Origin of the sequence: Shewanella sp. 10N.286.52.A9 (assembly GCF_041468985.1) — a bacterium.
GTDB classification, from domain to species: domain Bacteria; phylum Pseudomonadota; class Gammaproteobacteria; order Enterobacterales; family Shewanellaceae; genus Shewanella; species Shewanella japonica.
On the sequence record NZ_JBFRJQ010000020.1, the window covers coordinates 24,625 to 36,845 of the forward strand.

General features: G+C 41.3%; 8 protein-coding genes. 3 read left to right on the forward strand and 5 right to left on the reverse strand.

The window, feature by feature from the left end:
• Nucleotides 1-456 precede the first annotated feature (456 nt).
• Nucleotides 457-2,394: a diguanylate cyclase gene (locus AB4128_RS14825; protein WP_372038158.1), complete on the forward strand. Its 1,938-nt coding sequence runs from the start codon at nt 457-459 to the stop codon at nt 2,392-2,394.
• 44 nt (nt 2,395-2,438) lie between these two features.
• Here AB4128_RS14825 and AB4128_RS14830 read toward each other — a convergent pair whose 3' ends face one another.
• Nucleotides 2,439-3,236 (reverse strand): molybdate ABC transporter substrate-binding protein, encoded by a 798-nt coding sequence (locus AB4128_RS14830; protein ID WP_372038159.1) that lies wholly within the window; start codon nt 3,234-3,236, stop codon nt 2,439-2,441.
• Nucleotides 3,237-3,843: 607 nt separating this feature from the next.
• Between AB4128_RS14830 and AB4128_RS14835 the strand changes: the two genes are divergently transcribed.
• The gene (locus tag AB4128_RS14835; protein ID WP_372038160.1) at nt 3,844-5,298 is read left to right on the forward strand and encodes a methyl-accepting chemotaxis protein; all 1,455 of its coding nucleotides are present in this window, start codon (nt 3,844-3,846) and stop codon (nt 5,296-5,298) included.
• An 80-nt stretch (nt 5,299-5,378) separates the two neighbouring features.
• Here the strand turns inward: AB4128_RS14835 and AB4128_RS14840 are convergent, their stop codons facing one another.
• From AB4128_RS14840 to AB4128_RS14850, 3 genes are all read right to left on the reverse strand, one after another.
• Nucleotides 5,379-7,121, reverse strand: coding sequence for a sugar phosphorylase (locus tag AB4128_RS14840; protein WP_372038161.1), 1,743 nt, complete (start codon nt 7,119-7,121; stop codon nt 5,379-5,381).
• A gap of 64 nt (nt 7,122-7,185) precedes the next feature.
• A complete protein-coding gene (locus AB4128_RS14845) occupies nt 7,186-8,406 on the reverse strand; it encodes a hypothetical protein (protein ID WP_055025932.1) in 1,221 nt (406 codons plus the stop codon).
• Between the two features lies 1 nt (nt 8,407).
• Complete coding sequence (locus AB4128_RS14850) at nt 8,408-9,259, reverse strand: mannosyl-3-phosphoglycerate phosphatase (protein WP_055025931.1); 852 nt, start codon at nt 9,257-9,259, stop codon at nt 8,408-8,410.
• Nucleotides 9,260-9,599: 340 nt separating this feature from the next.
• Here AB4128_RS14850 and AB4128_RS14855 point away from each other — a divergent pair, with 340 nt between their 5' ends.
• The gene (locus AB4128_RS14855) at nt 9,600-10,055 is read left to right on the forward strand and encodes a hypothetical protein (protein WP_065110240.1); all 456 of its coding nucleotides are present in this window, start codon (nt 9,600-9,602) and stop codon (nt 10,053-10,055) included.
• A gap of 196 nt (nt 10,056-10,251) precedes the next feature.
• Here the strand turns inward: AB4128_RS14855 and AB4128_RS14860 are convergent, their stop codons facing one another.
• On the reverse strand, nt 10,252-12,081 hold the full coding sequence (locus tag AB4128_RS14860) for a GGDEF domain-containing protein (RefSeq protein ID WP_372038162.1): 1,830 nt from the start codon (nt 12,079-12,081) through the stop codon (nt 10,252-10,254).
• Nucleotides 12,082-12,221 lie beyond the last annotated feature (140 nt).

A 12,221-nucleotide genomic window follows, 5' to 3' on the forward strand; every position in this document is an offset into this window, starting at 1 on the left:
GCACTTTTCTTTTAGAGTTGTTGTGGTTATCGAAGGCATATTAAGCAGAGTTTATGACAGGAATATGCAAAAGCTGGTGTAAGGATAAATCTGAAAGCTCCTTTTCACGTACTCGATAGCAATCCTTCACGTCTCGAATGACAATATGTTCCTTAACTTAGATTACCCAGCTCACCTCGTTAGTGCAATAGTACTCTTTGATTAAAATCACACTTTACAATTATCATTAAACATTTAAAAACATCATCTTATAACGCTTACCTGACTCTCCTTCCTTGCGTCATTGTTTAAAACTACAGCGTCATCAGCCTCAATAAAAAGTCGTAACAAGGCTCTGTGGCATTAAATGGTAACTCTTTAATTACGACTTTTATTAAGCTAGTTATCACCCAAGAGCGGCTGTTTGGTGACGTGCTGCCATATTGATTATCAACTTTTTATCGTCTAAGTAGGCTTATGCAACAGACTCAACGAAGAAAAAATATTCGCGTATTCAAGCTGATTTTTAGTGTCATATTGATGTTCAGTATCAGTGTGGGGTTTTACATATTTAATCAGTACCAAAAAATTGAAAATGACGAAATGAAGCGTATCAATGACAAGCACAGTCAGCGATTAACGTTTTCAACAGACAAGCTCGCAGCTGTTATTGAGGGCGTTGATGACATCATCAAAAAGCTCACTACGAGCCCGCAGATCATGAAATTTACTGAGCACCCTAGTCAGAGCAGCCGCGATACGCTTGAAAATATGTTTTATTTTGTGGCAAAAAATGAAGCCATATACTCGCAGATTCGTTATATAAACAATGATGGTATTGAGCTAATTAGGGTTAATAACCTAGGTGTTCAACCCTTGCGAGTGCCTACAGCGCAATTACAAAACAAGTCTCAACGCCCGTATTTTGTGTATGCAAAGCAGCTAAAACAAGGTGAAGTTGGTACTTGGCCAGTCGACTTAGAAATTGAAAATGGTGAGTTATCACAACCTATTCAGGCAAGCATGCGTATCATCTCGCCTGTTTATCACCAACAAAAACGTCAAGGGTTTATGGTGATAAACCTGAGCATTTCTAACATGCTAAGCGCCATTGATGGGCTTCATCAAGATAATGTCGTGACAAAAATATTTGAACATCAAGGCCACTTACTTGCAAGCGATCAACCTAATGAAACATTAGATAATTTACTTCATAACAAAGCTGGCTCTAGCTTGGCTGAGCTTATGCCTAATTTATGGAAGCAAATTCAATCGTCTGAAAATGGCCGCCTAACTCAAGATGATGCAGTCTACTCTTATGCAAGGCTATCCCTTGGAGAGGCCTACAGCCCACTTGGCCAGTATATTGTTATATCGAGCCCGACAGATTCACCTTATGTGCAACAACAAAAACAACACCTGCTGGTGAATGGCTTACTCATTTTGCTACTGATTGCGGGTATTTGTGGCTACATTTTCAAATTATACAACCAGCATGAAAATGAATTGGCTAACAGCCAATTGATTGAAGCCGCTTTTAATGGTGTTGCGGGCGTGATTATTACTAATCCACAGTTTGCATTAATAAAAGTGAATCAAGAGTTTGTGCGGGTTTCGGGTTATACCCAAAAACAACTACTCAATAAATCACTGTATCAATTAAACCTGTCGCTCAATGAGCATCAAGTTGCCGCCATAAAAATACAATTAGAAAAGGATGACTTATGGAAAGGTGAGATTGTCGGTCATAACAAATCAGGCCTGCAATATACGCTGATAACCCGAATACAAACGTTAAAAAACAACATAGGGCAAGTCAAAAAGTACGTGATTACCTTTATCGATATTACGCAACGAAAACTGCTTGAAGAAGAGTTACGAAACCAAAGTGAGTCGGATCCTTTAACCGGAGTCTGGAATCGTCGTAAGTTTGACAAGGAGCTAGATAATCTCACGGTTTATACTAAACGTTATCCTGATTACCAAGCATGTTTAGGGATCATCGATATAGACCATTTTAAAGTCATCAATGATAAGCATGGACACGATGCAGGTGATGTTGCATTGCAAAAGTTAGCCCATTTTTTAAATCAGCAATGCCGTGAGACAGACATTGTCGCTCGCATTGGTGGAGAGGAGTTTGCAGTGTTAATGCCACACACCTCAGCAGCTCAAGCTGAGGCTGTGCTTAATCGACTTTGCCGTATTATTGATGCCAATTCGCAGTTCCCTTTCACCATTAGTGCTGGAGTCACTAAAGTAAAAGACGATGCGACCTTAGCCTATAAACATGCTGATATCGCCATGTATAGAGCAAAAAAAGCGGGGCGAAATCAGGTTATACAATATGATGCGACAACGACGAGCAACACTCAGATGCGAATGACATCAAGCTCGAAACTGAGTGTCGTATAAAGCTAAAACGCTTGAATTAGGCCAGCGATACTGGCCTAAAATCACTATTTTAATGGGGTATCAAAACCGTATTTAGCCAAAATTTCTTGGCCATCCGATGATAAAATAAAGTGCGCTAAACCAGCGGCATCAGGGTTAGCCCCATTCACAAGCGTTAACCCATATTGTGCGCCAACAGATAATGCTTCTGGCACGCTAATAATTTGTAACGCTGGCACTTCTTTTTGTGCCAATACCGCATTGGTACAGTAGGTTAAGAAGATGTCTGCCTGATTATTTTCCATTACCCAACCGTAAGGGTTGCGCCCTTCAGGCGCTTTAGCTGAGTGTTCACCACCTGTTAGCTGTAACGCTTTTTGTTGTAATGTTTGCTCTGCACCTATTTGTAACTGTTCAGCTTTGGCAAATAACTTCCAAGCATAATCACCCGCAGGATCCGCTTTGGGTGTGGATGTGCCCACTCTAATATCCTTGCTTAGCATTTTATCCAATAACTGCTCACTGGTAAGTGAGACACTTTGCTGGGCAATGGCACAGAGCTTATTGCCAGCAAATCGCACTACAGGCCCTGCTTTATCAGCTTTATTAAGAGTCGTTGGGTGTTTCATGTTTGCAGAGGCATACAAATCGACATGCTCGCCTTGTTCAATTCGCTTACGTAATAATCCAGATGGGGCAAACTGCGACGCCACTGCTACATCATATTGATCTTGATATTGAGCAACGACTTCCGTCATTGCCGTCTTTAAACTTCCTGCAGCTCTAAACTCTACTGTCTCAGCGGCAACCGTACTCGCTGAGAAGCTGCTCATTACAGCTAAGGTGACTAACCATTTTTTCATGTTAATTCGCTCACAAGTTAATATTTTAAGGTCAATGATTTGGCATTAATCACTATTGATTCATGCCGTTACATTATTCTCAGTCGCTTACACTATGCTTTTCGGCACAAAATAAACTCGGCATTCATCGCAAAATCAAACATTCACATCAATAATTTACATAGAGGAAAACAGCGGTAAAGAACATAACGTTAGTGACTATCGCTCGCTATTTGGCATGACATTATTAGCCCAATGACACAGCACTTCTCGCTAAACTTTTTGTTATCTGCGCCGATATCTCTATTATCAGTGCCAATAAACAATGTGTTTATGTCACCTCACTTAGCTCAACCAATTAATTGGGTTTGATTGGTGATGTAACGTGAAATTAATCAACAGATAAATCGCTAAAAAAAGATAAAAAACAATCAGTGACTGTCAGACTGAGATCTGTCTCGATTTATTCACTGGTAATACTCGGTAACATGCCAGCTTATTACATGTAACACTTTGTATTGATGAATTAAATTATCAATATAATTTACAGAATATATTGTAGGCACTGACCGCATTTGCAACTTAATGTCAGGGCTAGATTGTTGCTTTGACTAAAGGAATGCTCGACATGAAACAAATTAGCTTTCGTAAAGTAGATGCTGTACTCATTAAGCTCAGTTTAAACGGTAAGTTTTGGGTTATATGCGCTCTTGTCACCGCGATTACCGCCGCTATAGCTATGACTCAATACGTCAATTACACCAATCAAATTGAATACAGTTCAGAGCAATTCGCTCAATCCAGAGTCAATGCTTTTGCACAAAGCGCTCAAGCTCAAGGGCTTGATGATCAGGCATTAGTTGATTTCGCTCATCTCATTGATGCAAAAGTTGGCCAATTAACTCAGGCTACACGCTATCAAGACAACATTACCGTAAGCGCACCCGTCAATAACTCAGCGTTAATTCTAACAGTGAATGTCGCTAAATTAGAGGCAGACCCCTTATCCAGCGCAAGCAGCATGCTGATTTGGGCATTTGCCGGTTTATTGCCTCTGTACCTACTGTGTTATTGGATTTCGACTTCGTTAGGTGGCGGACTATGGGACATGTATGTTGCCATCAAACGTCTTGCTGAAGGTGACTTAACCTGTCGCCTTAATTTTTTTGGTACGGATGATTTCAGTCTTATTGCCCGAGAAATTGATCGCAGTGCCGATAACATGAGCGAAATGGTGACCGCCATCGCAGCCAATGCGCAAACCTTGTCTAATGCTGCACAAGAATTTAATCAGCAAGCGCAGCAAAGTGAGCAGCTTACTGAATATCAACATAACTTTTTAGATACAGTATCGGTGGCAATGTCGCAAATGACCACGGCGATTGAAGCGGTCTCGCACCATGCAAGCAGTACCAGTGAACAAACTCAAACAAGCTCATCGCAAGCCAACAATAGCCAAGTGCAAATCAGTGAAGCCGTCAATCGTATTGGCACTTTAACGGGTCGCATCTCGCAGGCATCTATCTCTGTTGATGAGCTATCAAAAGCTGCTGCCAATATTGGTGAAGTAGTCACCACGATTAATAGTATTTCAGAGCAAACTAACTTATTGGCGCTTAATGCTGCCATTGAAGCGGCACGAGCGGGTGAACAAGGTCGTGGGTTTGCTGTCGTTGCCGATGAAGTACGTACTTTGGCTAGTCGCACTCAGCAAGCGACTGTAGAAATACAAACCATGATAGAAGGGTTACAGAAAGACACGGGCACCTTATCGCATATTACTGAAGACATTGTTAAACAAGCTGAGCAAGGGCAACAAGCCATTGCCTCGGTGGGTGAAGATGTTGATGGCATGGTCACTTCAATTAACCATGTGTTTGATATGAGCTCGCAGATCGCTTCATCTTCTGAGCAACAAAGCGCAGCTTCTCGTGATATTGCTCAGCAACTGCATGACATTCGTAGCCAAGCAGAAACGATACATGAAACATCACATCGCTCAGTGACCATTGCAAACCAACTCACTCAAGCATCTGTTGGATTAGATGATATTTTAAAACAGTATCGTTTGGCTAAATCATAAGCCGACTTAGGTACTCGCTAACTCATTGAGGCGAATAGCATCTTCGCCTCATTGTATTTTTCGTTAATAAGCTTTGATCGTTAAGGTACGTTACTAATCCAAACCGTTTGGTAAGGCTCTAATAATTGCGTAGCAGTAATATCGTGGATCACTTCGCCGTCAATCAAATCAAACCAGGTTTCGGTACCAATTAAGTTCAGCTCGGCCAAGGGTAAATCTATCGGTTGGTCTGAAATATTACTGATACAAAAAATGCTCTGTCTACGATCGCGACTCTGACGCCAAAAGCCAAATAACTGCAACCCTAAGTGCAAGGTAAATTGAGTCGCATTAGGATTAAATGCAGCTTGATTGGTTCGAATAGTTATCAGCTTAGTCAGTGCTGCAAGCACTTTAGCATGGGTACTATTGTCATCGGCAAGCAAGCCATTCAGTTGTTCTGCATCCCAACGATGACGATTAATTGAGCGATTATGAGAGGTATTAGCCAGTTTCTCATAATCATTTTCGGTGCCCAGCAAGCTATGAATATATATCCCAGGGATCCCTTCCAGCCCCAACATAATGGCATGGGCACAGGTAAAGCGCGCTAAACCAAATTGGTCTTTGCCTTTCGTTGTACCTTGCAAGGCATCGATGAGTGCGATGTTCATTTCATAGGGCTTTTTATGGCCATCTTCGCTCGTTCGGCTGGAAATCTTACCGCCAAACAACACCATGGTTTCTACTAGACTGTCAATTTCATCCTGCTCTAATATCCCTTCAACAGGCCTTAAACCCACACCATCATGTGAAGCAATAAAGTTAAAATAAGTGGTGCCATCCTGTGCTGGAGGCATGCTCATTTGCCAACGTTTTAAATACAAACAGCTTCCTGTAATCAAAGTATTAATCAGTAAAGGCGGCAATGAGAAATTATAAATACAGTGCGCTTCGTTGGCGTTGCCAAAATAAGTCAGGTTTTGAGTATTGGGAATATTGGTTTCGGTGATCACGACTGCATCTTGTTGAGCATGCTCTATTAATGTGCGTAATAAACGGATCACTTCATGGGTTTGCGGTAAGTTAATTGATTTCGTGCCGACAATTTTCCACAAGAATGCCACGGCATCAAGGCGGAAAATATTCACGCCGGCATCAAGGTATTGCCTAATGATACGTGTAAATTCGATAAGCACTTGTGGATTTCTAAAGTCAAAATCCACTTGATCATGGCTGAAGGTACACCAGACATGCTGCCAGCCTTTACTTGTATGAGTTGGCCTTAATAACGCAGAGGTTCTTGGGCGAACCACTTGAGATAAATCATCGTCAACATTGGCGGTAAAAAAGTAATCATGCCCAATACCTTCACCCTTGATAAAGTTCTGAAACCAAGCACTTCGACTAGAACAATGATTGATGACTAAATCAGACATGAGTCTGCGCTTTGACGCTATGGCGGTAATATCAGACCAATCACCCAAGCCATCATTGACGCTTGAGTAATCGATAACAGCAAAGCCATCATCCGAACTAAATGGAAAAAATGGCAGAATATGCACCGCATTAATGCATTCAAGATGCGTATCCATAAAGTCGGATAACGTGGCTAACGGTTTTTGATCTGCTGCAATAATGCTGTCGCCGTAGGTTATCACTACCACATCTTTTTCAGACCAATGATTACTGTATGGTCGAGGAGTAAAGCCACCTTGAGTAATGCGCATAATATCGACCAACACATCAGCAAGTTCATCATAACTTTGTGTTAGCTCAACATCTTTATAAATGCATCCAAGCTGTTGAATCAGTTTATGCTTTAAACTTTCTATTTCTGTCATAAGCCTATCTTCTAACGTTTATCAGATTAGACTGGCAGCCCACCAGCCTTATCGACCTTATTCATTACATAAACTCAGCGTTATCCGCTTCTACAGCCGATTTAAGTTGCTCAAGTACGTCAGGCATAGCACTGATCACTCGGCTCCATGTTGGCATGAATGGCGTTTCCATTGGGTTATCTAAAAAGCGCTGACCTGCTGTCACAATGTTTTGAGTAAACATTTCAACGGCTTTTTCTTCGGTATGAATATCGGTTGATAACCCGTTCATCAATGCGTCATTATGGTAGGTTTCCACGTAATCTAAGGCGATACGATAATAGGTTGCTTTTAATGTTCTAAAGGCTTCTGTATTAAAGGTTTCACCTTGGGTAGCCAGTTTGCGATAAAACGCCTTAGTAATATCTATCGACATTTTTGATAATCCCGCTTCGGCATTATCGAGCGACAAATCTTGATGCTTATGATCATAATTATCGGCAATATCGACTTGGCAAATACGGTTGTGGGCATAGTTACGGTGCATTTCACTGAGCACGCCAATTTCTAAGCCCCAATCACTCGGAATACGTAAATCATTTAGCACATCACGTCGAAAGGAGAATTCACCTGCCAGTGGGTACCGAAAACTATCCATGTATTCAAGGTAATCGTTATGGCCAACGACTCTTTGCAGCGCTTTGATCAATGGCGTAACCAGCAGACGTGACACACGACCATTAATTTTGCCGTCTGACATGCGGGCGTAATAGCCTTTACTGAACTCATAATTAAACTGCGGGTTAGCAACAGGATAAAGTAAGCGCGCTAACAATGACTTTTCATAGGTGACGATGTCACAGTCATGCAGGGCGACTGACTCAGTTTTGCCTGATGCTAAAATATAGCCCATGCAATACCAAACATTTCGTCCTTTCCCCAACTCTTTGGGCGCTAAACCCAGTGCACTGAGTTTTGCATCTAGTGCTTGTAATCTTGGCCCATCGTTCCATAACACTCGGTGATGTTGCGGTAATTGATTGAAGAATTTTAGCGCTTGCTGATACTGCGCTTTATCAGCTCGGTCTAAACCTATTACCACTTCCGATAAATACGGCACATCTTTCAATTTATTAATGATATTGGGTAACGCTTCACCTTCTAGCTCTGAATATAGCGAAGGTAAAATTAGCCCTAGTGGTCGAGTTTTGGCAAATTTCATGAGGTCCTTTTCCATTTCCTCATGGGTACGCTGGGTTAAATTATGTAATGTGGTCACAATACCATTCTGATAAAAGTCAGCCATGTTATGCCTCCTCAGCTGTAAATAAACTTGGGGTGGGAGAATCAAGTAATAACGCTTGCAAGCATTCAGCCCAGCCCTTGGGACCGTAGTGGCGGCTTTGCATGGTTTTATTGCTGGTTTGAATTGTTGGGAAAGTATGGGTTGGCGACTTAATTTGAATCGCAATATCGGCGGCTTCAAGCATGGCACTATCATTTCCGCTATCGCCCAAGGCTATTGTGTTAACCCCTACCTGATATGCGTTAGCATAAACCTGTGCCAGCCAGTTCATTGCACACCCTTTGTCGGTATGGCCGCCCACATGCAAAAATCGACCACCTTGCAACATATTGGCACCAAGCTTCTGCATATGGTCAATAAAGCGTTGCTTGCGCTCTTCATCAGCCGTCCACAATAGCGGCTCTGAGTAATGCCTTACTAAGGCAAGTTCTGCTTTCTCTGCGGATAAGTCGGTGAGTTCACATAGCTCATCAGCACTGAGTGATGAAAAGCCAATGAAGTCTTCTGCAAATTCACTTGCTTGATTGTCTAATAGACTGAGCCAATGTTGCCTTGTTTCACAAAAGGCTTTAACCCAGTAATACCCCTCGGTCACAGTATCTTCAGGTTGTTGTTCAAAGTAGCCAATTGGGATATATACCACGGCGCCATTTTCAGAAATAAATGGAGAATTAAAACCAATGGTTTGTTGAATTTTTTCCATTTCAGCAAAGGTTTTACTGGTATTGGGAATAATAGGAATTTGTTTTTCAACCAACGCCTCTATCACGCCAATTGCACTCGAAAAGCTATAGTCATAGTGGTCGAGTAAAGTGCCATCCATATCGGTAAAAATAAGCGGTTGAGTCGTCATTTTCTTCCCCTGCCATTTCGCTAATCATTGTGTGATTAAATTAAACGTTACAGGGAACATGCCAGCTTGATATAAAATGCACCAAATTGGTTAATTACTTACTTTAGCTATTGATTTTAAATATTAATTTATTAACGCGCGGAATCATAAATAGGATTAAAAATTCAAGATTCAAACAATGTTGTGCTGACTTTTACATCATCGATGCACTATAAAGGTGCAATTTTACATTGTTCACACTATCGACTACACCTTAATAAGCTGTCATTACATTAGGGCTGAAATTTAACCTAGAAATGGCTTATTTGAACTAGCGAAAACCGCTATGTAAGGAGTGAGCATGCGATTTAACCAGGCTTTTGAGGTATTAGATCATTTGATTGATGTTTATGAAGCTATTTCGATGGCGTGTGAACGCTTATTAGATGAAACAGAAACTGAACGATCTCGGATGTTGCTGCATTATTTAATTCAAAAACAACGTGAAAATATCCAGTACATACGCGATATAAAATTGAGAATGCCAGAGTCACTGCTTAACACATGGATAGATGAAGATATCGAGAAAAGCATTATTAGTGCGACAAAAGATATTCATGTTGCCTCTAATGTCAAAACCCATGAGTTGATGGAGCACGTCGACACGCTTCATGAAAACATCATCGTTTGGCTTAATGTCACGACCAACGTAATCCCCAATCAAGATTTGCTGATTCAATTACAGAACATCACTGATTCGCTTAATCAACGCCATCGACAATTAGCTCAAGCTGTTAATCGTATGGATGATATGTAAGTGAGGGTCTGATCCTTCAAATGCGAGTTTGGCCTTTGCGACCTTTCACTTATCATTCTGACGTCGAAAGACATTGGCAGGCAACGAGAATGTTTAACTCAACTAAACATTGCATCCACTCCAAGGGTTTCGTTGCTTGCTTTTTTTATCTATTTCTATGCACTGTTGGATATACTCTCGCCTCGTTAACTGAGCTTTAAGCACATTGGGGAGCAAGGTAGACTTTATTTTTACCAGAAAACTTCGCTTGGTATAATGCATCATCTGCTTGCTTGGTAAGATCGGATAAATTTGATGGCTGACCAGCACTCAATGTCGCGACGCCTAAACTAATCGTAAACTCCACTTCAATCCCATCAAAGTGAAATGATTGAGCCGCAATACCGTTTCTCAACCTATCTGAGATGGTAAAGGCTTCGTCCAGCGTGGTGTTGTCTAATACAATCAAAAACTCCTCTCCACCAATACGCCCGACTAAGTCTTGTTTTTTGAGCCAACTGCTTGCACGTTTGGCAGCCGCCTTAATTGCTAAATCACCAATATGATGCCCATAGCGATCATTAATTGCTTTAAAGTTATCAATATCAAAAATTATCACTGAGGCTGGGCGCTGTTTTTTGATGGCTCTTTCTATAATGCGCTGGCCTTTTCGGAAGGTATAGCCTCTGTTTGATAATCCGGTGAGATAATCGGTTTGAGCACGTTTTTTCAAGGTCTTTCGAGAATGCAGTAACACTAAAATCACACTAAACAATACAATGGCCAAGACCAGAAATAAGGTTAGCTTTAGATCGCTTATGCGTTCTTTATCAGCAACTGCGGCCCAGTTGAGTTCATTAATGGCTAAGCGATTGGCTAATAACTCATTCTCAAAACTCGCCAGTTTTATATTATGATCAAGTGACGTTGTCAGTACCTTATTATCGATAATGCTTTGATTATCTTCCCTTTCAACATCAATAACTTCCAAAAACAGGTTAGCAGCTTTATTCGACTCGCCTGCTGCAAGGGCGATAATCGCATCCGCTTTTAAAAACATGGCTTTCATGTTGGCTGGGAAGTTTTTATTTTGCCTAAATATCTGTGCCATTTCCGCAGCGCGAGGTAGGTTACCACTACGAACATACGCAATCGCCAGATACAAATACCCACTTGTGACAAAATACTGCTCTTTAGTGGTGTCTTTTAACGATATGGCTTTTTCGAGATGCAATACCGCTTGATTAAAGTCAAAGGTTCTTAGCGCCACTCTGCCAGCATTAAGATGGGAGAAAAATAACAGATCATTTGGCTTTGTGGCCTGACGGGCAAGTTCAAATTGCTGCTGAATATTGTCTTCGGCTTTATCCCAGTCACCTAGCTTAATCGCTTGGCTCACCATGTTGTGCTGCATATTGAACATGTCTTCAATATCGTTAATGGTTTTCCAAGTTTCATACGCTTTTTGAAAGTTTTCGTAGCCGCGTTGGTGCAAGCCTACTCGACGATATAAGCTGCCTGTGGCGTTATATATCATTGCCTTACGATTGACATTCAAACTGTCACTTCTATCCACAATCAGCAATGCTTCATCTAATAAGTCTATGCCCTTATAGACATTGTCTGGTTCAATAAAGCAAAAGGCAGTTTGTGTCATCGCCTTAGCTAATAATTCTGCATTGTCATAGTTACGAGCATATTCGAGTGCTTGGTGTCTATCAGGACAATAGCTTGCGGGGTCATTCGCTTTAAGGTACCAAGCAAATGAACGCTCTAAATGGCTGTCGATTAACACCTCACTGATCGGGAGGTATTTTACTAGAGCAATACCTTTATCATAACTACTGATGGCGAGGTCGAGCTGGCGTAGCTTTTCGTGTATTTGTCCATACAGGAAGTACACTTTGGCCTGCTCTTCAGGTGTAAAATCATGATTGTTCAGATCAAACTGATCCAGCAAGTTAATTGCTTCGGCGGGAGTAACGGCATAAACATCAGTTTCTAACTGATTAAGTGTGGGGTTTGCTAATCCTTCAGTAGTGAACATCAGAAGGCATCCGCATAAGCAGAAGATCCACCCTCTTGATAACAATACATCCATATACCGCCCCAATTTTATCATCCTTTCGTATTATGCTTGCCAGCAGGGTAACATGATAATACGTCTAGATTAAAGCATTGATTGTA